The following is a 24236-nucleotide window of genomic DNA, read 5'->3' on the forward strand; positions in this document are numbered from 1 at the left end:
TTCGGCCTCAAGGCATCAGCATGGATTTCATCGCGTTCTGGCAGCAGGTGCAGCAAACGGTACCGGCATTCGAGCAGTTTCAGTTGCAGATCGTCTGGGAATACCGCGACCTCTTTGTCCAAGGGATGAAGATGACGCTGCTGGTCACGCTGCTGGCGGTGGTGCTCGGCACGCTGATCGGCCTAGTGATGGGCATGGCGCGGCTGGCGGAAGTGCCGCATGGGCCGTGGAAGTATCCGCTGCGCATCCTGGTACGCTGGCCGGCCACGGCCTATGTCGCCTTCTTCCGCGGCACCCCGTTGTTCGTGCAGCTCCTGCTGATCCACTTCGCGCTGATGCCGCTGCTGGTGCATCCGGAGCATGGGCTGCTGATCACCGGCGAGCTTGCAGGCACGCTGCGCCAGGACTACGGCGCCTTTCTGTCGGGCCTCGTGGCGCTCACCCTCAATGCCGGGTCGTATATCACCGAGATCTTCCGTGCCGGCATCCAGTCGATCGCCAAAGGCCAGTTCGAAGCAAGCCGCTCGCTCGGCATGAACTACTGGCAGACCATGCGCCATATCATCGTGCCGCAGGCCTTCCGACGCATGCTGCCGCCGCTGGGCAACGAGGCCATCATGCTGCTCAAGGACAGCTCGCTGGTGTCCGCCATCGGCCTTGCGGAAATGGCCTACGCCGCCCGGACGGTAGCCGGCACGTACTCGCGCTACTGGGAGCCCTACCTTGCCATTTCCTTCATCTACCTGGTGCTGACCATGCTGATGGCCTGGGGGGTCCAGGCGATGGAACGCCGTTTCAAGGCCAGCGGCGGCATCCATTGACATGCTCCGCCCGGGTCGCTGCGCCCTGCCCTTCCTATCCTGGCGCCAAGCAGCTGCACCGTTGGCCGGGCCCGGGCAGCATGGACCTCATTTGCCCCGGATATAGCGGTCGACCGCACGGTTATGCTCCTGCAGCGTCTCCGAGAAATGGGAGCTGCCGTCACCGCGCGCCACGAAATACAGCGCCTTGGACGGCGCCGGGCGCACCGCGGCCATGAGCGCCGCAACACCAGGCATGGCGATCGGCGTGGGCGGCAGGCCGGCACGGGTATAGGTGTTGTAGGGTGTATCGGCCTGCAGGTCCCGCTTGCGGATATTGCCGTCGAAGGCGGTGCCAAGGCCGTAGATCACCGTCGGATCGGTCTGCAGTCGCATGCCGATCCGCAGGCGATTGCTAAACACGCCAGCGATCATCGCCCGATCGACCTCGCTGCCGGTTTCCTTTTCGACGATGGAGGCGAGGATCAGCGCTTCGTAGGGCGACTTGAGCGGTGTCTGCGGGTCCCGCGCCTGCCAGGCGGCGGCCAGCTTGTCGCGCATGCGCTGGTGCGCGCGCGTCAGGAGCTGCAGATCGCTTGCCCCGATGGCGATGTAGTACGTGTCGGGAAAGAATTGTCCTTCCAACGCCGGCGCATCAATGCCCAGTGCCATCAGCAGCTCGGCGTCACTCATCAGCGTGGCTTCGGGCTTGAGCCGGTTCTGGCGCGCCAGCGCGCTGCGCAGCTCGCGCCAGCTCCAGCCTTCGATCACCGTGAACGCGATCTGGCTCGCCTCGCCGCGTGCGATCTTGCCCAACAGGTCCAGCATCGAGATCGGCTGCTTGAGCTCATACACCCCGGCCTTCAGCCGGGTATCCTCGCCGGTGAGACGCGCCAGCAGCCGGAATGCGATCGGCAGCTCGATGACGCGCTGCTGCGCCAGCTGTGCCGCGGTCGCACGCACCGAACCCGGGCCGATGGTCACCGTGACCGGATAGGCCAATGGCAGCGGCCGTGTCACGTACCAGTAGCCCAGGGCAGTCACCGCCAGCACGCCCAGCAGCGACAGTAATGCCAGATTGCGCAGCGCGCGCAGGAATCCCCCCCCGCTCCCCGGCCGCCGGCCGGCGCCGCGGCGCGCTCTAGGTTTCGGATTGGCTTGCGGGGTGGTCTTGCGGGCGGCCACGTTTTACCTCGAAGAAGCGTTTGACGGTATCGAGTTCGCGCGAGCGGAACATCGGGGGCAGGCTTTTCCACAGGAGCTTGCCATAGGGTTTGTCGACCAGACGCGTATCGGCAATCATCAGGATGCCGGTATCGGTCTCGTCGCGGATCAGCCGGCCGGCGCCCTGCTTGAGGGTGATGGCGGCGTGCGGCAGCTGGTAGTCGACAAATGCGTTGCGCCCCTGCTTCTGCATCTGACCGATACGCGCCGAGAGCACGGGATCATCCGGCGGGGAGAACGGCAACTTGTCGATCACCACCAGCGACAGCTGCTCGCCCTTGACGTCGATGCCTTCCCAGAAGGTCTGGCTGGCGATCAGCACGGCATTGGGCGAGCGGCGGAAGCGGTCCAGGAGCTCGGTGCGGCTGCCTTGCCCCTGCAGCAGCACCGGCCAGTCGAGCCGGGCATCCTTAAGCTGCTGCAGCACCAGTTCGTGCGCCTCGCGCATGGCACGCAGGCTGGTGAACAGCAGGAAGGCATGCCCCTGCGTCAGCTGCAGCAAGGGCCAGGCGCGTTCGACCACCTTGGCGGTAAAGCCCGGTGCGTTGGCCTCGGGCATGTCGCGCGGCACATACAGCACCGCCTGCTGCTTGTAGTCGAACGGGCTGTCCCAGGTGGCGGTCTCGGCGTCCCACAACCCCAGCTCATGCTGAAAGTGCGTGAACTGACCATTGACCGCAAGCGTGGCCGAGACAAAGACCCAGGCGCGCTGACCGATACCCAATTGCTTGCGGAACAGTTCGGCGATATTGAGCGGCGTTGCATGCAGCAGGAACGCATGCGCGGTCAGATCGATCCAGTGCACCGCCGTCTCGTCGTCGCCACCCTGCCAGCGCTGTACCAGTTCGCGCAGCGCCAGTGCGCGTTCATGGCACTTCTGCAGCGCTTCATCCCGCTCGGCCTGTGCGGCAAGTTCGCCTTCAAGCGCGGCGAGCTTCTCCAGCACCGCGGCCAGCTTCACCTCGTAGTCCGGAAAGCGCCCGGCAAGCTCATGCTGCGGCAGCCGGGCGGGTTCGGGCCGGAACGCCAGGCGCAGATCGCGCACCGCGGTTTCCAGTGCCTCGGCCGCCTGCGGCAGCCGCACGTAGTCCTTGGCCACCACCAGCGCCTCGGCGCGCGCATCGCGCGCCAGTTCGATCAGTTGGCCGGAAGTGACCGTCTCGCCGAAGAACAGGCTCGCCACCTCGGGCAACTGATGCGCCTCGTCGAAGATGATGGCATTGCATGCCGGCAGCAGCTCGCCCGCCCCTTCATCGCGCAGCCAGACATCTGCGAAGAACAGGTGGTGGTTGACCACCACCACGTCCGCCTCCTGCGCTTCCTTGCGCGCCTTGAGCACAAAGCACTCTTTGTGGTTCGGGCAGTCGGTGCCCAGGCAGTTGTCGCGGGTGCTGGTCACATGCGCCCAGATCGGCGCGTCCTCGGCCACGCCGGCGCAGCCGGCCTTGTCACCCGATTGGGTCAGCTTGGCGTAGCGCTCCACCTTCTGCAGGTCGGCGATATCCTCGCGCCGCAGGAAGCGACCCTCGTGCCGGGTGCGCTCCAGATGGTAGTGGCAGACATAGTTGGCACGCCCCTTGAGCAGCGCAATGGTGACCGGCACGCCCAGCAGTTCGCGCACCATGGGCAGGTCGCGGGCGTAGAGCTGGTCCTGCAGCGTCTTGGTCCCGGTCGAGAGGATGACCTTGCCACCGCTCAACAGCGCCGGTACCAGATAGGCAAAGGTCTTGCCGGTGCCGGTGCCCGCCTCGGCGATCAGACGGCCGCGCTCGCGGATGGTCTTGTCCACCGCCTGCGCCATCGCCAGCTGTTGCGGGCGTGCGCAATAGCCGGGAAAGGCGGCGGCCAGCGGGCCGGCGGCGGCGAAGACATCCTCGATGGTCATGGCAAGGCGGGTTTTGGCAAAGCGGTCATTGTAGCAGGCGCACCCCGGGCGCCCGCGCCGTCAACCTGCCTCGTTGAACACCAGGGTATGCCCGCTCTGGCCACGGCTGGCTGGGCCCATCCAATACAGCAGCGCCGGCACGATGCTGTCGGTGGCCGGCAGGCTTTCGCGCGCCTCGGCCGGATGGGTGCGGGTACGGAACGGCGAATGGATGGGGCCGGGCACCAGCAGGTTGATGCGCAGTTGGGTAAAACGATCCCACTCGTCGGCGGCGATCTCCACCCAGTTCTGCTGACCAGCCTTGGAGACGCTGTAGCCCCCCCAGTACGCCCGGGGTGCAAGTGCGTGCGACTCGCCCAGCACCAGCACCGACGCATCGGGCGATTTTTCCAGCAGCGGCAGCAAGGCGCGGGTCATCGCGAACGGTGCCGCCACATTCACCCGGAACTGATCGACCCATTCGTCCAGCTTCTGGTTGGACAGCGGCGACAGAAAGGCAAAGCCGTTGGCCGCATGCAGGATGCCATCCAGGCGGCCGAATTCACGTTGGATCAGCATGCCCATCTGGGCCAGTTCCGGCTCGCCCACCTTGGCCAGATCGAGCGGAATGGCGGCCGGGCGCGCACCGCCCGCCGCCTCGATGGCGTCGTAGACCCGGGCGAGCTTCTTTTCATTGCGCCCAAGCAGGATCACCGTGGCCCCCTGCCGTGCGAACACCAGCGCGGCGGCTTCGCCCAGGCCCTGGCCCGCTCCGGTCACCAGGATCACGCGGTCTTTGAGTTCGTCGGCCATGGCCGGGTAGGTCTTCCAGTCACTCATGCGGATTACCGTCGTCAAGTTGCCAATCGCGGCATTATCCCACGCGCGGCGGCAAGGCCGCTGCGCACCGCGCCTTCAAGGGTGGCCGGATGGTCGCCGGCCGTATAGTCGCCGGCCAGCCACAAAGTCGGATCGGGCGTGGCATTGTCCGGCCGCACCAAGCCCGGCACGCAGGCAAAGGTGGCACGCTTCTCGGCGATGCTGCGCAGCCAGTCGGGCCGGCCCCACCCGAAGGCCGCGTCCAGCTCGGCGACCACCGCCGCCTCCAGCTCGTCCCGGGCGAGCTGCGAGTGCACCCCTTCGGCCGACAGTACCACCGCAATGCGATCCGGCCTGCCGTGGGTATGGGCGTGATCGAACACCCATTGCACCAACCCGCCGGAGAGCCCGAGCATGGGCTGCGGCAGGCTGGCACGCGGATATTCGAGATAGAGCGTGACAATGGGCTGGAATGCCCAGGCGGCGACGTCAGCCGCCAGTGCAGGCGCAACTTCGGCCAGGGCCATCGCCAGCCGATGCGGCGGCAGCGCACAGATCACGCCATCGAAACGCCGGGTCTCGTCGTTGACTTGCCAGCCGGCCGGATCGCGCCGCAGCGCCTTGACCGTGGTGCCAAGTTCGACTGCGCCACCGTTGAGTGCCAACCAGTCTGCTGCGGCATCGGGCAACAGCGCGGAGAAATCGACGCGCGGGAACAGGAAATCGGAATCGCTGGTGGCGCCGTCCAGGCTGTCCCGCAAAACGTTGAACAGCACCTGGGTCGACGCCTGCCCGAGCGGTGTATTGAGCGCCGCCACCGTCAAGGGCTGCCAGAACCGGGCGATCAACGCAGCCGACTGCCGTTGCTGTGCCAGCCACGCCGCCACCGACAGATCGGGCACGCAGCGCCATTGCCCACGCCTTGCGGCCAGCACCGCGCGCGTCAGTGCCCATTGCTCGGCCAGCGCCAACCCACGTGCACTCAGCAGCGCCGCAGCCAGATGCAGCGGCGCCGGCCAGGCCGGGCAGCGCATCCGGAAACCGGGCAGCACATTGAGATCGAGCGGGGTACGCAGCAACACCCTGGCCGGATCGACCCCGACGCGGCGCATCAGCGCCAGCAGTTCGCGATAGGCCCCGATCAGCAGGTGCTGGCCGTTGTCGAGCGTGCGGCCGTCCAGCACCACCCGCCGCGCCCGTCCGCCCAGCACGCGGCCGGCCTCCAGCACAGTGACGCGAGCACCGCGGCTGGCCGCCTCCACCGCCGCAGCCATGCCGGCGTAGCCGCCACCGAGCACGGCAAGACGAGGCACCGTCACGGTCTCAGCCAAACCACCAGGTCCGCCACGCCAGCCACAGCTTGCGGATCGGCGTGAGGCTCAGACGCTGGTTCAGCACCTTTTCCGGCCCGTCGCGCTTGATCTCGTCCAACGTCGCGCGGTAGATGGCGGCCATGATCAGTCCGGTGCGCTGCGCCTTGCGATCGACTGCGGGCAGTTGCGCGATCGCCTTCTGGTAGTACTCCTCGGCACGGGCGATCTGGAACAGCATCAGCTGCCGGAAGTTCTCGGTTTCGCGGTAATTCAGGATGTCGGCCGCCGGCACGTTGAAGCGCTGCAGCTCCTCGACCGGCAGATAGATGCGTCCACGCCGCGCGTCCTCACCGACATCGCGGATGATGTTGGTGAGCTGGAAGGCAATGCCAAGATCGTGTGCGTACTTCTGGGTCTCTTTGTTCTGATAGCCGAAGATGCTCGCGGCCATCAGGCCGACCACCGAGGCGACGCGGTAACAGTAAAGCTGCAGGTCGCGAAAGCTGTTGTAGCGCACCTGCTCCAGATCCATCTGCATGCCGTCGATGACTTCCAGGAAATGCACCCGCTGCAGATCGTAGCGCGGCAGCAGTGCACTCAATGCCCGGGTGACCGGATGTTGCGCCTGCCCCTCGAACAATCGATCCACCTCGGCACGCCACCATGCCAGCTTGGTCCTGGCCACGGTTTCGTCGTGGCATTCATCCACCACGTCGTCCACTTCACGGCAAAAAGCATAAAGCGCGGTAATCGCCCGGCGCTGCTCTGCCGGCAGAAAGCGAAAACTGTAGTAGAAACTCGAACCGCTTTGAGCGGCCTTGTCCTCGCAATACTGATCAGGCGTCACGGCGCGCTCCGCGAAGTTGGGTCGGCCGGCATTGTACCGCAAGCGGCCGCGGCTACTTCTGCGGCAGCAGCAGGCGGACTTCCCGGGTGGCCCCGGAAAAGCCTGGGAAGGACTGGAACAGTGCCCGTATCAGCCAAGGCAGGGCAGGATCGAGCGCCGCTTCATCGGCAGCATGAGTGGCACGCCCTTCATAGCGTTTGGCGAACTCCCCGGTTGCGAGGGTGCGCCTGTCGTAGATATCCATGCTGAGGAAGTGGGTATAGACGGTATGCGAGATAGGCACACTGCCGACGATGCCCGATTCCGGGTAGTAACGGGGCACCCAGACGGCACCTTTGGCAGTGTCGAGCCGCTGGTACCAGACACCGTAGCCAACCGTGCCCCAGAGCGGCTGCTGGCGGGTGACGGTACGCCCCTTGTCCGAACCATAATCGAGTGAAACCAGCCAGTCGGCCTCGTGCGCGCCGACCAGCGCCAGCCCTTGTTGTGCCAGGGCCGCGCCCACCTGCTGTTCCACCTCGCGCTGCAGCAGGCTCTGCTGCTGCGCCTCATTGCGCTGGAACGCAAAACGTTTGCCTTGGAACGGTGCATCGATCATATGGCGCACACTGACCTGCGCCACAAACTGCGGCGCTGCACAGCCTGTTGCCAACAGCACCGACAGCAGGGCAAGCCGGCGCATCAGCATGGTCACTTGGCGATATGCCCCGGGATACGCGGCGTGGACACCGAAACATCGGCGCACTGCGCGCGGTGCCGCAACGCATGATCGATCAGCGTCAACGCCAGCATGGCCTCGGCAATCGGCGTTGCCCGGACACCGACGCAGGGATCGTGGCGGCCAGTGGTGGCCATCATCACCGGATTGCCAGCCTTGTCGATCGAACGGCGCTCCTGGGCGATGCTCGAAGTCGGCTTGACCGCCAGATTCACCACGATGTCCTGCCCGGTGGAGATCCCGCCCAGGATGCCGCCGGCCTCGTTGCCGACGAAACCTTCCGGCGTGAGTTCGTCGCAGTGCTGCGAGCCCCGCTGGGCGACGCTGGCAAAGCCCGCGCCGATCTCGACGCCTTTGACGGCATTAATGTTCATCATGTTGTAGGCAATGTCGGCATCGAGCCGGTCATACACTGGCTCGCCCCAGCCCACCGGCACGTTCTGCGCCACCACGGTGATCTTGGCACCAACCGAGTCGCGAGCCTTGCGGATGTCATCCAGGTATTGCTCCAGTTGCGGCACCACTGCTGCGTTGGGCGCAAAGAACGGGTTCTGCCCCACATCCTCCCAGCAGGCGAACGGCACCGGGATTTCACCCAGCTGGCTCATATAACCGCGGACGACGATACCGTAGCGCTCCTTGAGCCACTTCTTGGCAATGGCGCCAGCAGCGACGCGCACTGCAGTCTCCCGCGCCGACGAGCGCCCGCCACCACGATGGTCGCGAATGCCGTACTTGTGCCAATAGGTGTAGTCGGCATGCCCCGGGCGAAACGTCTCGGCGATCTTGCCGTAGTCCTGGCTACGCTGATCGGTATTGCGGATCAGGAGGCCGATCGATGTACCGGTGGTCTTGCCTTCGAATACGCCCGAGAGGATCTCGACTTCGTCGGCCTCCTTGCGCTGCGTGACGTGACGACTGGTGCCGGGCTTGCGCCGATCCAGCTCCGCCTGAATATCCGCCGCCTGCAATTCGAGCCCCGGTGGGCAGCCATCGACCACACAACCGATGGCCGGGCCATGGCTTTCGCCAAACGAAGTGACGGTAAATAGAAGACCAAGCGTATTGCCGGACATCGCGGTTTCCTATGCAGCATGGGATCGATTCGAGCCGGTTATCTTAACACGGGCGTAGCGGCAGCCAGGAACGCAGCCCGGACCAAGACCATTGCTTTGGAATCTTTTGAAGGAGGATGCGTGCCGGAAGGTGGTGCTGACGCCGGGGCGGGGTGGCCAGCTGCCCAATGGCGGACTTACCTGAGTGCCACCGTCCCCGCCAGATCAACAACCGGGACCGGGGTGCGCTGGATCGCCGATCCTAAAGCAAAACCCCCGGGTGCGTGAGCACCCGGGGGTTTTCATGAGGAGTCTGGCGATGACCTACTTTCACACGGGAACCCGCACTATCATCGGCGCTAAGTCGTTTCACGGTCCTGTTCGGGATGGGAAGGCGTGGGGCCAACTCGCTATGGTCGCCAGACGTAACTGGTTGAGCTACGACTGTATACAGTCCTGCTCCAAATCGATAGAAGAAGCGGTGCGCGGCCGACAGCCCCACACACTCAAATTCGTTTCAGGTTAGATCATACGAGCTTGTCGCCACCCTGAACCGACCTGGTTCAGGTTATAGGATCAAGCCACACGGGCAATTAGTATCGGTTAGCTTAACGCATTACTGCGCTTCCACACCCGACCTATCAACGTCCTGGTCTTGAACGACCCTTCAGAGAGCTCAAGGCTCTAGGGAAGTCTCATCTTGAGGCGAGTTTCCCGCTTAGATGCTTTCAGCGGTTATCTCTTCCGCACTTAGCTACCCGGCGATACCACTGGCGTGATAACCGGTACACCAGAGGTGCGTCCACTCCGGTCCTCTCGTACTAGGAGCAGCCCCTCTCAAACTTCCAACGCCCACTGCAGATAGGGACCAAACTGTCTCACGACGTTTTGAACCCAGCTCACGTACCACTTTAAATGGCGAACAGCCATACCCTTGGGACCGGCTACAGCCCCAGGATGTGATGAGCCGACATCGAGGTGCCAAACTCCGCCGTCGATGTGAACTCTTGGGCGGAATCAGCCTGTTATCCCCGGAGTACCTTTTATCCGTTGAGCGATGGCCCTTCCATACAGAACCACCGGATCACTATGTCCTGCTTTCGCACCTGCTCGACTTGTCGGTCTCGCAGTCAAGCCACCTTGTGCCATTACACTATCAGTACGATGTCCGACCGTACCTAGGTGACCTTCGAGCTCCTCCGTTACACTTTGGGAGGAGACCGCCCCAGTCAAACTGCCTACCATGCACGGTCCCCGATCCAGATGATGGACCTAGGTTAGAACCTCAAACGCACCAGGGTGGTATTTCAAGGACGGCTCCATGGCAACTAGCGTCACCACTTCAAAGCCTCCCACCTATCCTACACAAGTCCGTTCAAAGTCCAATGCAAAGCTACAGTAAAGGTTCACGGGGTCTTTCCGTCTAGCAGCGGGGAGATTGCATCTTCACAAACATTTCAACTTCGCTGAGTCTCAGGAGGAGACAGTGTGGCCATCGTTACGCCATTCGTGCGGGTCGGAACTTACCCGACAAGGAATTTCGCTACCTTAGGACCGTTATAGTTACGGCCGCCGTTTACCGGGGCTTCAATCAAGAGCTTGCACCCCATCATTTAACCTTCCGGCACCGGGCAGGCGTCACACCCTATACGTCGACTTTCGTCTTGGCAGAGTGCTGTGTTTTTGATAAACAGTCGCAGCCACCTTTTCACTGCAACCGCGTCGAGCTCCAGTCGCGAGGACCTTCACCCTACTGCGGCACACCTTCTCCCGAAGTTACGGTGTCAATTTGCCGAGTTCCTTCTCCTGAGTTCTCTCAAGCGCCTTAGAATTCTCATCCTGCCCACCAGTGTCGGTTTGCGGTACGGTCAATTCTGAGCTGAAGCTTAGTGGCTTTTCCTGGAAGCATAGGATCAATCACTTCGGGCCCAAAGGGCCCTCGTCATCACGCCTCAGTGTTAACAGGGATCCGGATTTGCCTAAATCCCCCACCTACACGCTTAAACCGGGACATCCAACACCCGGCTGACCTACCTTTCTCCGTCCCCACATCGCACTCAGAATCGGTACAGGAATATTAACCTGTTTCCCATCGACTACGCTTTTCAGCCTCGCCTTAGGGGCCGACTCACCCTACGCCGATTAACGTTGCGTAGGAAACCTTGGGCTTTCGGCGAACGGGCTTTTCACCCGTTTTAACGCTACTCATGTCAGCATTCGCACTTCCGATACCTCCAGCAGCCTTCACAAGCCACCTTCACAGGCCTACGGAACGCTCCCCTACCATGTATCAAAGATACATCCGCGTCTTCGGTTCTAGATTTGAGCCCCGTTACATCTTCCGCGCAGGACGACTCGACCAGTGAGCTATTACGCTTTCTTTAAATGATGGCTGCTTCTAAGCCAACATCCTGGCTGTCTATGCCTTCCCACCTCGTTTTCCACTTAATCTAGCATTTGGGACCTTAGACGGCGGTCTGGGTTGTTTCCCTCTTGACACCGGACGTTAGCACCCGATGTCTGTCTCCCAAGCTCGCACTTAACGGTATTCAGAGTTTGCCATGGTTTGGTAAGTCGCGATGACCCCCTAGCCATAACAGTGCTTTACCCCCGTTAGTGATACTTGAGGCACTACCTAAATAGTTTTCGGGGAGAACCAGCTATTTCCAGGTTTGTTTAGCCTTTCACCCCTATCCACAGCTCATCCCCTAGTTTTGCAACACTAGTGGGTTCGGACCTCCAGTGCGTGTTACCGCACCTTCATCCTGGCCATGGATAGATCACCTGGTTTCGGGTCTACGCCCAGCAACTAAACGCCCTATTCGGACTCGGTTTCCCTACGCCTCCCCTATTCGGTTAAGCTCGCTACTGAACGTAAGTCGCTGACCCATTATACAAAAGGTACGCAGTCACCCCACGAGGGGGCTCCCACTGTTTGTATGCATCCGGTTTCAGGTTCTATTTCACTCCCCTCCCGGGGTTCTTTTCGCCTTTCCCTCACGGTACTGGTTCACTATCGGTCGATCACGAGTATTTAGCCTTGGAGGATGGTCCCCCCATCTTCGGACAGGATTTCGCGTGTCCCGCCTTACTTGTCGTACGCTTAGTACCACCCTTGTCTTTTCGCATACGGGGCTATCACCCACTATGGCCGGCCTTTCCATGCCGTTCTGCTAAAACAAGGACTATCACGTACAGGCTCTTCCCATTTCGCTCGCCACTACTTTGGGAATCTCGGTTGATTTCTTTTCCTCAGGGTACTTAGATGTTTCAGTTCCCCTGGTTCGCCTCACATGACCTATGTATTCAGTCATGGATACCTCAAAAGAGGTGGGTTTCCCCATTCGGACATCTGCGGATCAAAGCTCGTTTGCCAGCTCCCCGCAGCTTTTCGCAGGCTGCCGCGTCCTTCATCGCCTGTGATCGCCAAGGCATCCACCAGATGCACTTATTCGCTTGATCCTATAACCTCAAACACGTCGTGTTCTTGGTTACGGTGTTTGCGACGTCTGAATCCTTCGACTTGTCGAATTCAGAACTCGATACAATCAAACCCAAAAAAACTTAATTTGAGTCTTGCTTCTTCTATCTTGTTAAAGATCAGATACAGAGTTACTACTCTTCCAACTGAAGCAGTCAGAATGAAACACACTGCGTCATGCAATGCCCTTCATTCTGATTCCTTCCAGATCAGCACCAGGTGCTGGTGGAGGCAGACGGGATCGAACCGACGACCCCCTGCTTGCAAAGCAGGTGCTCTCCCAGCTGAGCTATGCCCCCATCGGTAAACTGATTGATCATCTGCCTAGGGCAAATGGTGGGTCAGATAGGAATCGAACCTATGACCCCCGCCTTATCAAGACGGTGCTCTAACCGACTGAGCTACTGACCCAGTTCTCCGTATCTTCAACCTACAGCCGATGAGTGTGAGTGCTTGAGTCAAGACTGACTCTTGAAAGGAGGTGATCCAGCCGCAGGTTCCCCTACGGCTACCTTGTTACGACTTCACCCCAGTCATGAATCCTACCGTGGTAACCGGCCTCCTTGCGGTTAGCCTAGCTACTTCTGGTAGAACCCACTCCCATGGTGTGACGGGCGGTGTGTACAAGGCCCGGGAACGTATTCACCGCGGCATGCTGATCCGCGATTACTAGCGATTCCGACTTCATGCACTCGAGTTGCAGAGTGCAATCCGGACTACGATCGGTTTTGTGGGATTGGCTCCCCCTCGCGGGTTGGCAACCCTCTGTACCGACCATTGTATGACGTGTGAAGCCCTGGTCATAAGGGCCATGAGGACTTGACGTCATCCCCACCTTCCTCCGGTTTGTCACCGGCAGTCCCACTAAAGTGCCCAACTGAATGCTGGCAACTAGTGGCAAGGGTTGCGCTCGTTGCGGGACTTAACCCAACATCTCACGACACGAGCTGACGACAGCCATGCAGCACCTGTGTTACGGCTCCCGAAGGCACCCCTCTATCTCTAAAGGGTTCCGTACATGTCAAGACCAGGTAAGGTTTTTCGCGTTGCATCGAATTAATCCACATCATCCACCGCTTGTGCGGGCCCCCGTCAATTCCTTTGAGTTTTAACCTTGCGGCCGTACTCCCCAGGCGGTCTACTTCCCGCGTTAGCTGCGTTACTAAGGTTCGAAAACCCCAACAACTAGTAGACATCGTTTAGGGCGTGGACTACCAGGGTATCTAATCCTGTTTGCTCCCCACGCTTTCGTGCATGAGTGTCAGTGTCAGCCCAGGGGGTTGCCTTCGCCATCGGTGTTCCTCCACATCTCTACGCATTTCACTGCTACACGTGGAATTCCACCCCCCTCTGCCGCACTCTAGCGAGCCAGTCAGCAATGCAGTTCCCAGGTTGAGCCCGGGGATTTCACATCGCTCTTAACAAGCCACCTGCGCACGCTTTACGCCCAGTAATTCCGATTAACGCTTGGACCCTACGTATTACCGCGGCTGCTGGCACGTAGTTAGCCGGTCCTTATTCTTCAGGTACTCTCATCCCCGGCCGGTATTAACGGCAAGGATTTGCTCCCTGACAAAAGGGCTTTACAACCCGAAGGCCTTCTTCACCCACGCGGCATTGCTGGATCAGGCTTGCGCCCATTGTCCAAGATTCCCCACTGCTGCCTCCCGTAGGAGTCTGGGCCGTGTCTCAGTCCCAGTGTGGCGGGTCGTCCTCTCAGACCCGCTACAGATCGTCGCCTTGGTGAGCCTTTACCTCACCAACTAGCTAATCTGCCATCGGCCGCTCCAATAGCGTGAGGTCTTGCGATCCCCCACTTTCCCCCTCAGGGCGTATGCGGTATTAATCCGGCTTTCGCCGGGCTATCCCCCACTACTGGGCACGTTCCGATGTATTACTCACCCGTTCGCCACTCGTCGCCAGGCCGAAGCCCGCGTTACCGTTCGACTTGCATGTGTAAAGCATGCCGCCAGCGTTCAATCTGAGCCAGGATCAAACTCTTTAGTTCAATCACTTAGCTATTTCGTACTTTGGCTCGTACTTTCTCAAAGAAATCATCCGAAGATAATTTCCTATCGTTTGTGCGAGCACTTGATGTCTTGATCAAGCACTCACACGCATCGGCTGTAACTTGTTAAAGATCGTTGCCCCTGACCCGCCGAAAACTGCTAAACTCTTCGTTTCGCTTCGTTTTCTTCATCGCGTCAGCAGCGAAGAACCGAACTATACGGACTGCACGACACCGCGTCAACAAGCAAACCGGGCGTCACCCCAAAAAATCGACAACCGCCTGTTTTGAAGAAGAAAAATCCTCGGCGGTCGTTGCGGGCCGGAACAACTTGCGTTCGGCAGGCCTCTATATATATGACCTTTATATATAGGTATGTCCTGCCCTTGCCGGAGCGCATGGGCATCACGAACCCGATGGGCCCCATGAATAAAGTACTGATGTATAGCACGGCCGTCTGCCCCTACTGCGTGATGGCGGAACGGCTGCTCAAAGCCCGTGGTGTGACCGAGATCGAGAAGATACGGGTCGACATGGATCCTTCACTGCGGCTGGAGATGATGCAGCGCACCGGCAGACGCACGGTGCCGCAGATCTATATCGGCGACACCCATGTCGGTGGATACGATGATCTTGCGGCACTCGATCGGGCCAACGGCCTCATGCCGTTGCTGGGTGACGGCTGAGCTGTCCGCTATGACCGAATCGTGCGATGATTCCGGCCGCACCCGGCAGCATGCCAAGACTGTTCTGCCGATAGGATATCTACACTAAACACCCAGGAAGGAAGCGCGATGAGCGACGAGCAACAACAGGAAGTCCAGCAGCCGGTATTTGCCATCCAGAAGCTGTACGTGAAGGACATTTCGCTGGAGGTGCCAAATGCCCCGGCGGCGTTCATGGAAGAAGAACAACCTGAGTTCAACATCCAGTTCCGCAACAATGCGCGCAGCTTCGACAATGGCTTCTACGAAGCAGCCCTGACAGTGACCGCCTCGGCCAAGGTGGCCGACCGCACGCTGTTCCTGGTCGAGGCCACCCAAGGCGGTCTTTTCAGCATCGAGAACATCCCCGAGCAGGAGCTGGATCCGCTGCTCGGCATCGGTTGCCCCAGCATCCTGTTCCCTTATCTGCGCGAAGCCATCAGCGATCTGACCACGCGCGCCGGTTTCCCCCCGCTGCTGCTGCAACCGATCAACTTCGAGGCCATCTATCTGCAGCAACGCCAAGCCCAGGCAGCCCAACAAGCCAATGGCGAAGCGCAGACTACTCATTAAGGCTGCGTCAGTGCTGGTTTGTGCCCTTTTGGCGCAGACCGCACAGGCAGTCGAGTTCCGCTCAGCGGCACGCCATGGCGTGCCGCTTTACCAGCAACCGCAGGCACAAGCCGCCAAGGCATTCGTCCTGAGCCGGGGTACGCCTGTCGAAGTCCTGACCGAACAGGGCGAGTGGTTGCGGGTGCGCGATTCGGCCGGTTCGTTGGCCTGGGCCAGGAAGGGCGATCTGGCTGCGACCCGCACCGTCCAGGTGCTGCGTCTGAGCGCGGTGCACCTCAAGCCCGACAGTGCCGCCTCCGTGGTATTCAGGGCGGATAAGGGGCTGCTGCTCAACCTGCTGGACAATACCCGAACCGGTTGGCTCCGGGTCAAGCACCAGGGCGGCCAGGAAGGGTTCATCCGTATCGAGGAAGTCTGGGGCATATGAAGATTGCCGTCTTGGGTGCCGGCGCATGGGGTACCGCCCTGGCGATTCGCTTTGCCGAACGGCATGCCGTCACGTTATGGAGCCGCGATGCGGCGCAGGCGGCCGCAATGGAGGCCGAGCGCGAGAATCAACGCTATCTGCCCTCCGCGCCGTTTCCTGCCAGCTTGCAGGTCAGTGCAGACCTTGAATACGCCGTGCAGGACGCGGCACTGCTCCTGATCGTCACGCCGATGGCCGGACTGCGCCCTACCCTGCAGGCACTTGCGGGCCATGGCAGCCGTACACCCCTGTTGTGGGCCTGCAAAGGGCTGGAGGCGGGCTCGATGCTGTTTCCGCACCAGGTCGCCGCAGAAGTGCTGGATCCCGGCATTGCGCGAGGCATGCTGTCCGGCCCGAGCTTTGCACAGGAAGTGGCCAAGGGCCTGCCGGCGGCCGTCACCATTGCTTCAAATGACGGCGCGTTCGCCCGTGAGACGACGACTTCGTTGAATACAGCGTTGCTGCGGCTGTATGCCAGCGACGATCTGATCGGGGTGGAAATCGGTGCCGCGGTGAAGAACGTATTGGCCATTGCCGCTGGCGTATGCGATGGCCTGCAGTACGGTCTCAATGCCCGTGCGGCACTGCTGACAAGGGGTCTGGCCGAAATGGCGCGCTTCGGCGCGGCCCTTGGCGCCAAGGCCGAGACCTTCATGGGGCTGGCCGGCATCGGCGATCTGATGCTGACCGCAACCGGCGATCTGTCACGCAACCGGCGGGTCGGATTGCTGCTGGCCCAGGGCTTGAAGCTGAACGACATCCTGATCAACCTGGGTCATGTGGCCGAAGGGGTGCCGACAGCACGGGAAGTGCTGCGTCAGGCCGAACAGCTGGGCGTGGACATGCCGATCACGCGCGCCGTGTGCCGCATGCTGTTCGACCAGGCCACGGTGGATGACGTGGTCAGCATGCTGATGGAACGTGCGCCCAAGATGGAAAGCGCCATCTGATTGCACCGTGTGGGGCGACGTCCGCGCCCGCATTCCGGGTCATGCCCGGGATGGGCGTGGCAGTATCTACGCTTCCTGGCTGAGCCGCGGCTCGTTCTGTGTCTTCTGTGGCAATCCGTCCTGCTGCCAGCGATCGAATTCGGCCATCACCGCCTCGTACGTCTTTTCGCTGATTTCCGGCAACGTGCCACCCAGCATCTGCCGGGCTTCGTCAAAGCCCTGTTGGACCGCCGCGCGGATCGTTTCCAGCTGCTGCGGATCGTCGCCGATGGCATATTGCGCGAAGTCCAGGATGCGCTCGGCGGTCTTGCTGACGCCCCATTCCCCATCCTCGGCCACCGCCTGCTGCGCGGCTTCAACCGTCTGAGGATCAAGGTTCAGCCGCTGCTCGCCAGCAGCCACCTTACCCACGGCAAGCCCCTGCTGTTCGAGCACGCCACGCAGGAACTGCATGACCTGCCCGACCTGACGCTCCGACTCGTCAAGCAGTTGCGCAAGATCGGGGCGGTTTTGCGCAAGCCTCGCGCGCGGATCGGCGTAGGTGAGCGATTCGGTGCGCTCACCGGCCAGCGTGACTTTTTCCTGCTGCGCCGGGGCAATTGCCGGGGAAGTCGTCCGGCCGCTGCTGCCCGTCTCCTCGTCGATGCGCCCCGGCCGCACGCCGGTGGGCTGTGTGGTGATACCCGAAATCCCATTGGCCATCGTGATCTCTCCTGCTCTTGCTGCATGCCTGCACTGGCAGTGATCGGCAGGCGGGCCGCAAATTTGAGGGCGCCGGTTTACGCTGCTTGCCCTTCGCATACCGGATTTGACAAACGGCCGGACCTGCAACACGCGCCTTGCGCCTGGTCTTTCCCGACCTCAACGAAGCGCTCCTGGCCCGATATTCAACTGCCCGGGTGAGACAGCTGGCAGCGGGCCGCCGGCGTGTCGTCCAGCTCAGTATCGATACAGCCTAGGACCCGTCTCAAGCGGATGATTCAATCGCGGCGCTCAAACGGCAGCGAGGAAACGATGCAATGCCGCCACAAAATCCGCTTGGTGCGAGACGAAAGGCGCATGCGCGGCACCACGATGGACGATGAAGGTGGCATTGGGATGCCGTGCGGAGAGCCACACTCCAGCGCCCAACGGGGTGAGCGTGTCGCGGTCACCGTACTGCAGCAGCATCGGCAGGTCGAGTTCGTGCACCCTTGCACGCAAGTCGGTATCGCGCAGCAGTTCCAACCCGGCGCACAACGCCGTCAACTGCGGTTCGCCATGGGCAAACAGCTCCTCGGTCAACTCGCGTGCCACTGTGCGCGCCGCCGCGTCGCCCATCGCCTGCAGCGCGATGAAACGCTTGAGCGTACCGCGCCAGTCGGCATCCAGGCTGGCCGCGAACTGGGCCAGCGTGGCCGGCGCCATCGCCGGCGCCCAGTCGTCACGTTGCATGAAACAGGGAGAGGTGGCGGTCAGGGTCAGCGAGCGGAGTTTGTCCGGCCGCGACAATGCCCATTGCAGGGCGACCGCACCGCCCAGCGACCAGCCGACGACGTGCACCGGTAGTGGAAATGCCTCTTCCAGCGCGGCCACCATGCCTTCCAGCGTCGGCGGTGCCGGCACCATGCTGCCGCCATGCCCGGGCAGGTCGACCAGATGACAGCAGAAATCGTCGGCCAACTGCGCCGCCACCGTCCGCCATACCGCGCCGTTCATGGCCCAGCCATGCAGGAACACCACGTCCGGGCCACGACCGAGCGTTTCGCTGAAGAGCGTCATGCGGCACCCGCCAGTTCACGCAGCGCGCCGATCAGCTGCGCGACGTCGTCGCGGCTGTGCTGGGCTGACAGCACGATCCGCAACCGCGGGGTGGGTACGGTGGGGGGTCTGATCGCGGCCACCAGCAGGCCGCGCCCGGCCAGTTGCGCGGAAAGATGCAAGGCTGCCTGACTGTCCGCCACCAGCAGTGGCTGGATCGGGGTCGACGAAGCTGCAAGCCGATACGGTGTATCAGCCAGCCCTGTCCGTAGTTGGTGCACGTGCTCCGCCAGCCGCTCACGGCGCCACGCCTCGGTCTCGATCAGCGTCAGGCTGGCGCACAGTGCCTCGGCCAGCAACGGCGGGGAGGCGGTGGTGCATACATAGGGCCGGGCAAAATTGATCAGATAGTCGATCACCACCTCCTCGGCCGCCACTGCGGCCCCGGCGACCCCGGCCGCCTTGCCCAGCGTGGCCATGTAGATCAGGCGCGGCGACGACAACCCGGCCGCGCTGCCCCGGCCCGCACCCAGCACACCGAATCCATGCGCGTCGTCCACGTACAGCCAGGCGTCATAGCGTTCGGCCAGCGCCAACAGCCCGGGCAGCGGCGCGCAGTCGCCATCCATGCTGAACACGCCATCCACCGCGATCAGCTTGCGCCGCGCCGTGCTTTGCGCCAGCAGCCGTTCAAGCGCCGCCAGGTCATTGTGTGCATAGCGGTGGAACGCCGCCCGCGCCAGCACGCATGCGTCGTTGAGCGATGCGTGGTTGAGTCTGTCGGCGAACACTGCGTCGTGCCGGTCCAGCAGCGTGGACACCACCGCCAGATTGGCCTGGTAGCCCGAGCTGAACCCCAGCGCCGCCGGCTTTTCCACCCAGGCGGCGAAGCGGGTTTCGAACTGCTCGTGGGCAGCGGTATGGCCGGTGACCAGATGCGCCGCCCCGGCTCCCACACCCCACGCGTCAGCACCGCGCTGTGCAGCGGCGACCAGCGCTGGATGCTGCATCAGCCCCAGGTAGTCGTTGCTGGAAAAATCGAGCAGCGTCGCGTCGTCCAGCTGCAAGCGGGCGCCGTTTCGTGTCTGGACGACACGGCGGCGGCGGGTGAGCCCAGCAAGGTGGCGGGTATCCAGTTCGGCGGTGAGCGATGCAAACGGCATGGTATGCCTCGGCAATGGCAGGCGGCCATTGTACGGTTGCATCGCCCGCCCCGGGGCCCAGGCGCAGCGCCCAACCTAGCCAGCGAACGCCAGACGCCAGGCAGCAAACACCAGCATGCCGCCAACGATGGCGGCGAGCAGGCGGCGCCAGCGCCATACGATCAGGCCGGTGACCAGCGCCCCGGCAAGCTGCGGATTGCGCCAGTCCAGCCACAACGCGCCATGGGGCAACAATACGCTGGGCACCACGATGGCTGGCATCACCACGACCGGCACGTAGTTGAGGACACGCCGCACCAGCGGCGGAAAACCCTGGCCTTCGCCGAGCCACAGGCTCACACGCACGATATAGGTGACAGCGGCCATGCCCAGGATCATCCAGTACTCGCCCGATACGTTCATGACGGCGTCCGTCCATACCGTTCCATCGCCAGACCGGCCGCGATGCCCGCACAGGCCGCCACCATCAGGCCCAGTTTGTAGGGCAGCCCATGGGCCAGCAGCGCCACCACGCCCGCCACCAGGGCAGCCAACAGATCGGCACGCCCGCGCAGCAGCGGGACGACAATGCCGATGAAGGTGGCGACCATGGCGAACTCCAGGCCCCAGTGCGCCAGTTGCGGGACCGCATCGCCCAGCAGCAGCCCGACCAGCGTCCACGCCAGCCAATTGCCATACATCGATAGCGCCGAGCCGAAATAGTAGTGCCGCAGATGGACAGGCCCGCCCTTGCCCAACGTGTTGATGACGATGGCGAAGGTCTCGTCGGTGAGAAAGAAGGCGGCGAGCGCACGCTGCGCGCGCGGCCAGGCAAGTACCTGCTGCCGCAGCGCGGCGCCGTACAACGCGTGGCGCAGGTTGACGATGAAGGTGGTGGCAATGATGACCCACGCCCCGGTGCCGGCGGCGAGCAGGCTGATCGCGATGAACTGGCTGGCGCCGCCGAACACCAGCAGCGACATGGCCAGGGTGGCCAGGGGCGTCAGCCCGGCAGGGCCCGCCAATGTGCCGAAGATCAGCCCGAACGGTGCGGCACCGATCAACATGGGCAGCGTATCGCGGATGCCCGCCCAGAAGTCGGACCCGGCAGAGTGTCGAGACATGGCTCGATGATAGCGAGCGCACCCGGCCGGGCCGCATGGCTGCTTTCCCCAATTTACCGGTATGGCGGCGGCGCCGGCCCGCCGCCGCATGGCCGTGCGACAGCGCGTGGCATAATGCGGCCCTTCCTTCAGAACCGCCGCCCATGCCCCACCCGCATCGCTGGCATCACCCGCTGTGCCTTGCTCCCCGCGCCTTGCGTCCCTGGCTGACCGAGGCCGGTTCGCTCACCGCCAGGCTGATCGCCCACCATCCGGACTTCCAGGTCCGCGTGCTCAAGCAGCAGGCCGCCCGCCCGCACCAGGACGAGCTGGCCACCCTGTGCCTGGCATCGGGGGTGAGGCACGCTCCGACGCGCGAGGTGCTGCTGTGCGCGGGCACCACGCCGCTGGTGTTTGCGCATAGCGTCACCACTGCGGTCGCGGTACGGCGCGGTTTTCGCAAGTTCCGCCATGTGGGCGGGCGCTCGCTGGGCTCCCTGCTGTTTGCTTCGCCGACCATTGCGCGCAGTCGCCTTGCATGGTGCCGCGTCGATGCGCGCCATCCCCTGTGGCGCAAGGCACGCAAGGCGGTCGGGCCGCTGCCGCGGCGGCTGTGGGCGCGCCGTTCCGTGTTCTACGCCGGCGCCGACCGGCTGCTGGTCACCGAAGTCTTCCTGCCTCCGCATTTCTAGGCCGAAAGGCAACGCACCCGGATTCCGCACTCCCGCAGGCACGGGGCCGACCCGCTGTTCGTGCCCGGCCGGGTGCGTCACAATGCGGCCTCGCCCGCCGCACAGCGCGGGCGCCATCCTGTATCACCGGATCGCCGCCATGCCCCGCCCGAGCAAATTCGACGCCTATCTGCGCCTGACCCGCCTAAACAAGCCGATCGGCATCCTGTTGTTGCTGTGGCCGACCCTGTGGGCACTGTGGTTTGCCGGCCAGGGGCGGCCCGACACCACCGTGCTGCTGATCTTCGTGTTGGGGACGGTGCTGATGCGTTCGGCCGGCTGTGTGGTCAACGATTACGCCGACCGCGACTTCGACGGCCATGTGGCGCGTACCCGCCACCGCCCGCTGGCCAGTGGCGAAGTCACGGCCAGGGAGGCGCTATGGCTGGCGACGGCGCTCGCCGCTGCCGCGTTCGTGCTGATCCTGCCGTTGAATGCGCTGACCCGGTGGCTGTCGGTGCCGGCGGTGCTGCTCGCCGCGAGCTACCCGTTCACCAAGCGCTTCCTGGCGATCCCGCAGGCCTATCTCGGGATTGCATTCGGTTTCGGCATCCCGATGGCATTCGCGGCGCAGACCGGCGGCGTGCCCCCGATCGCCTGGTTGCTGCTGTTGGCCAACGTGTTCTGGAGCGTAGCCTACGATACCGCCTACGCGATGTGCGACCGTGAGGACGACCTGAAGATCGGCATCCGTACCGCTGCCATCACCTTTGGCCGCCTGGACGTGGCGGCCATCCTGTTCTGCCAAGCGGTCTTCCTGGCGCTGATGGGCTGGGCAGGCGCCTCGTTCGGACGTGGTGTGCCCTACTTCGCGGGGCTTGCCGCCGCCGCGGCACTGGTCGCATTCGACCAGTATCCGCGTCTGAAGGAGCGCGATCCGCAGCGCTGCTTCTCGGCCTTTCTGGCCAACAACCGCATCGGTGGCGCCGTGTTCGCGGGGCTCCTGCTGGACTACCTGCTGGGCTGACCACGCCGCCGGCCACCCGTGCCAGGCAGTGCTCAGACGCGGAACCGGCCGACGTTGTCCTGCAGCGAGTGCGCCAGCGCATCCAGCTCGTTGCTGGCCTGACGGATGCCGTCCACCTCGGACTCGCTTTGCGCCATCAGCGCGGCGATACCCTGCACCCCCTTGACCGAACTGCCGATGGCTTCGCTCTGATGCTGCGCGGCGGTGGCGATATCCTGCGCGATCCGGCGCATCTCATCGGTGCCGGCGACGATGCGCTGCTGCGCCTGCGACGCGCCGGAGAGCCGGTCGGCGCTGCTGCCCACCTGCTGGCTGAGCAGCTCGATGGACTGTACGGTTTCCGTCATGCAGCGCTGGATCTGCGCCGTGGTCTGCGAAATGTCGCCGGTGCTGACCGCGGTGCGTTCGGCCAGCTTGCGCACTTCATCGGCCACCACCGCAAACCCGCGCCCCTGTTCACCGGCGCGCGCCGCTTCGATCGCGGCGTTCAGCGCCAACAGGTTGGTCTGGTCCGCGATCTCCCGGATGGTGGTGGCCACCTGGTTGATCCGTTCGGCCGATTCGGCGAGCTGGTTGATGCGCAACACCGATTGCGATGCGGTCTCGCGCAGCTGGCCGTTGATCCGCATCGCCTCCTCCAGCGCGCGGGCCGATTCGATGGCCAGCGTGGCCGCATCGTTTGCCACCGCGGTGGTGCCGGCGATGCGTTGGTTCACCTCGTCCACCGAGCTGGCCAGCGTCCCGGCCTCACCGGCCAACGTGCTTGCCCTGCTGCTGGCATCGAGCATGCGTTGCCGGGTGGTCGCGGTCTGCGATGCCAGCTGCTTGGCGGTCAGGGCCACCTGCCGTGCCGATTGCTGCACCACCCCGATCAGCGTGGCGAGCTTGCCCAGTAGCGTATTGGCCGAACGCGCGATGTCACCGGTCTCATCACGCGCACCATCCTCGCAACGGCGCGACAGATCATTGTCCAGCGACAGCATGAATTGCTGGATGCGCGACAGCGGCCGCAGGATCCCGCGCGACAGCGCCCATGACAGCCCTCCCAGCAGCAGCACGCCGCCGCCCATGGCGCCATAGGCCCATATCAAGGCGCTGCGGCTTTGTGCGCGCTGCGTTTCGCTCACGGCCTTGGCGCGTTCGCCGATCAGGTCGCTGAAACGCGCCATGCTGTCCTCCAGCCGGGAGAAGCTCTCCTTGAATTCACCATACAGCCGGTCATCTTCCTGGCCGCTTCGGTAACGCTGGACCAGTGCGGTGGCCTGCTGCGCATAGCGCTCCAGGTCGGGCTTGAGCGACGCCAGCGCCTGCCGCTCCTGCGCCGACAACGGCAGGGCCTCGTTGTCGGCCACGTCCTGGCGCAGCTTGGCGATATGCTCGGCGAGTTCGCCCACCACCTCGTCGAACTGCTGCGGTGTGGCGCCCTCGACCCGCAGGTGTGCCGCCGAGAGCACATCGGCGCGGATCGCGTCATGCATCATGTCCGCGTCACCCTGGTTGCGCACCGCGCTGACGCTGATCATGCCTGCCTCGATGCCTTCGTTCAGCGCCCGGATGCTGATCAGCCCGATCAGGCCCAGCAGCAGCAGCAGCAGCGTGGCCAGGCAACCGAAGGCGATCACGCGCGAACGAATGGTCAGCGAAAGCGGCATGGTGTCCTCGGCAATGAAGTCGGTCATCCGGTTATAGCCGAGCCCGCGCAACACGTGCGGCCCGATGGGCCGCGCCCGT

Annotated in this window: 20 protein-coding genes, 2 tRNA genes and 3 rRNA genes; 7 read left to right on the forward strand and 18 right to left on the reverse strand. The window is 63.1% G+C overall.

The window, feature by feature from the left end; translation table 11 throughout:
• Positions 1-20 precede the first annotated feature (20 nt).
• A complete protein-coding gene (locus N8I74_RS17025) occupies positions 21-821 on the forward strand; it encodes an amino acid ABC transporter permease (protein WP_263124361.1) in 801 nt (266 codons plus the stop codon).
• Positions 822-908: 87 nt separating this feature from the next.
• Here N8I74_RS17025 and mltG read toward each other — a convergent pair whose 3' ends face one another.
• The 12 genes from mltG to N8I74_RS17085 all read right to left on the reverse strand — a co-directional run bounded on the left by mltG (position 909) and on the right by N8I74_RS17085 (position 14129).
• Positions 909-1985, reverse strand: a complete 1077-nt coding sequence (gene mltG, locus N8I74_RS17030) for an endolytic transglycosylase MltG (protein WP_263124362.1) — start codon at positions 1983-1985, stop codon at positions 909-911.
• A complete protein-coding gene (locus N8I74_RS17035; protein ID WP_263124363.1) occupies positions 1942-3909 on the reverse strand; it encodes an ATP-dependent DNA helicase in 1968 nt (655 codons plus the stop codon). Before N8I74_RS17035 ends, mltG begins: the two co-directional genes overlap by 44 nt.
• Positions 3910-3969: 60 nt before the next feature.
• Positions 3970-4728 (reverse strand): SDR family NAD(P)-dependent oxidoreductase, encoded by a 759-nt coding sequence (locus tag N8I74_RS17040; RefSeq protein ID WP_408611835.1) that lies wholly within the window; start codon positions 4726-4728, stop codon positions 3970-3972.
• A gap of 14 nt (positions 4729-4742) precedes the next feature.
• Positions 4743-6038 (reverse strand): hydroxysqualene dehydroxylase HpnE, encoded by a 1296-nt coding sequence (hpnE, locus tag N8I74_RS17045; protein WP_263124364.1) that lies wholly within the window; start codon positions 6036-6038, stop codon positions 4743-4745.
• Positions 6031-6867 (reverse strand): presqualene diphosphate synthase HpnD, encoded by an 837-nt coding sequence (gene hpnD, locus N8I74_RS17050; protein ID WP_263124366.1) that lies wholly within the window; start codon positions 6865-6867, stop codon positions 6031-6033. Before hpnD ends, hpnE begins: the two co-directional genes overlap by 8 nt.
• 52 nt (positions 6868-6919) lie before the next feature.
• The gene (locus tag N8I74_RS17055; RefSeq protein WP_263124368.1) at positions 6920-7549 is read right to left on the reverse strand and encodes a DUF4136 domain-containing protein; all 630 of its coding nucleotides are present in this window, start codon (positions 7547-7549) and stop codon (positions 6920-6922) included.
• Between the two features lie 8 nt (positions 7550-7557).
• Positions 7558-8661, reverse strand: coding sequence for a chorismate synthase (aroC, locus tag N8I74_RS17060; RefSeq protein WP_263124369.1), 1104 nt, complete (start codon positions 8659-8661; stop codon positions 7558-7560).
• Between the two features lie 290 nt (positions 8662-8951).
• Positions 8952-9064, reverse strand: a 5S ribosomal RNA gene (gene rrf, locus N8I74_RS17065).
• 148 nt (positions 9065-9212) lie between these two features.
• Positions 9213-12102: ribosomal RNA gene (locus N8I74_RS17070) — 23S ribosomal RNA — on the reverse strand.
• Positions 12103-12344: 242 nt separating this feature from the next.
• Positions 12345-12420 (reverse strand) — tRNA-Ala (locus N8I74_RS17075).
• A gap of 35 nt (positions 12421-12455) precedes the next feature.
• Positions 12456-12532, reverse strand: a tRNA-Ile gene (locus N8I74_RS17080).
• 63 nt (positions 12533-12595) lie between these two features.
• Positions 12596-14129: ribosomal RNA gene (locus N8I74_RS17085) — 16S ribosomal RNA — on the reverse strand.
• Together the 16S, 23S and 5S rRNA genes with 2 tRNA genes alongside form the textbook arrangement of a ribosomal RNA operon.
• A 425-nt stretch (positions 14130-14554) precedes the next feature.
• Here N8I74_RS17085 and grxC point away from each other — a divergent pair.
• From grxC to N8I74_RS17105, 4 genes are all read left to right on the forward strand, one after another.
• Positions 14555-14815, forward strand: coding sequence for a glutaredoxin 3 (gene grxC / locus N8I74_RS17090; RefSeq protein WP_263124370.1), 261 nt, complete (start codon positions 14555-14557; stop codon positions 14813-14815).
• 108 nt (positions 14816-14923) lie between these two features.
• Positions 14924-15406, forward strand: a complete 483-nt coding sequence (gene secB, locus N8I74_RS17095; protein ID WP_263124371.1) for a protein-export chaperone SecB — start codon at positions 14924-14926, stop codon at positions 15404-15406.
• A 28-nt stretch (positions 15407-15434) separates the two neighbouring features.
• Positions 15435-15833: an SH3 domain-containing protein gene (locus N8I74_RS17100; protein WP_263124372.1), complete on the forward strand. Its 399-nt coding sequence runs from the start codon at positions 15435-15437 to the stop codon at positions 15831-15833.
• Positions 15830-16822 carry an NAD(P)H-dependent glycerol-3-phosphate dehydrogenase gene (locus N8I74_RS17105; protein WP_263124373.1) on the forward strand — a complete coding sequence of 331 codons (993 nt, stop codon included), beginning with the start codon at positions 15830-15832 and terminating at the stop codon, positions 16820-16822. The genes N8I74_RS17100 and N8I74_RS17105 overlap by 4 nt, the downstream gene beginning before the upstream one ends.
• A 66-nt stretch (positions 16823-16888) precedes the next feature.
• On the opposite strand, the gene N8I74_RS17110 is transcribed toward N8I74_RS17105, so the two are convergent.
• The 5 genes from N8I74_RS17110 to N8I74_RS17130 form a co-directional block, all read right to left on the reverse strand.
• Positions 16889-17524: a hypothetical protein gene (locus N8I74_RS17110; RefSeq protein ID WP_263124374.1), complete on the reverse strand. Its 636-nt coding sequence runs from the start codon at positions 17522-17524 to the stop codon at positions 16889-16891.
• A 291-nt stretch (positions 17525-17815) separates the two neighbouring features.
• Complete coding sequence (gene bioH / locus N8I74_RS17115; protein WP_263124375.1) at positions 17816-18583, reverse strand: pimeloyl-ACP methyl ester esterase BioH; 768 nt, start codon at positions 18581-18583, stop codon at positions 17816-17818.
• The gene (gene bioF / locus N8I74_RS17120) at positions 18580-19725 is read right to left on the reverse strand and encodes an 8-amino-7-oxononanoate synthase (RefSeq protein WP_263124376.1); all 1146 of its coding nucleotides are present in this window, start codon (positions 19723-19725) and stop codon (positions 18580-18582) included. The genes bioH and bioF overlap by 4 nt, the downstream gene beginning before the upstream one ends.
• A 75-nt stretch (positions 19726-19800) precedes the next feature.
• Positions 19801-20127: an AzlD domain-containing protein gene (locus tag N8I74_RS17125; protein WP_263124377.1), complete on the reverse strand. Its 327-nt coding sequence runs from the start codon at positions 20125-20127 to the stop codon at positions 19801-19803.
• Complete coding sequence (locus N8I74_RS17130; RefSeq protein ID WP_263124378.1) at positions 20124-20828, reverse strand: AzlC family ABC transporter permease; 705 nt, start codon at positions 20826-20828, stop codon at positions 20124-20126. Before N8I74_RS17130 ends, N8I74_RS17125 begins: the two co-directional genes overlap by 4 nt.
• A 143-nt stretch (positions 20829-20971) precedes the next feature.
• On the opposite strand from N8I74_RS17130, the gene N8I74_RS17135 reads away from it, so the two are divergent.
• Both N8I74_RS17135 and ubiA read left to right on the forward strand, forming a co-directional pair.
• Positions 20972-21499, forward strand: coding sequence for a chorismate--pyruvate lyase family protein (locus tag N8I74_RS17135; RefSeq protein WP_263124379.1), 528 nt, complete (start codon positions 20972-20974; stop codon positions 21497-21499).
• Positions 21500-21638: 139 nt separating this feature from the next.
• Entirely contained in the window at positions 21639-22505 is an 867-nt protein-coding gene (ubiA, locus tag N8I74_RS17140) for a 4-hydroxybenzoate octaprenyltransferase (protein ID WP_263124380.1), read from the forward strand.
• Between the two features lie 32 nt (positions 22506-22537).
• Here the strand turns inward: ubiA and N8I74_RS17145 are convergent, their stop codons facing one another.
• Positions 22538-24184, reverse strand: coding sequence for a methyl-accepting chemotaxis protein (locus tag N8I74_RS17145; RefSeq protein ID WP_263124381.1), 1647 nt, complete (start codon positions 24182-24184; stop codon positions 22538-22540).
• Positions 24185-24236 lie beyond the last annotated feature (52 nt).

This window comes from Chitiniphilus purpureus, assembly GCF_025642115.1.
In the GTDB taxonomy this organism is placed as follows: Bacteria; Pseudomonadota; Gammaproteobacteria; order Burkholderiales; family Chitinibacteraceae; genus Chitiniphilus; species Chitiniphilus purpureus.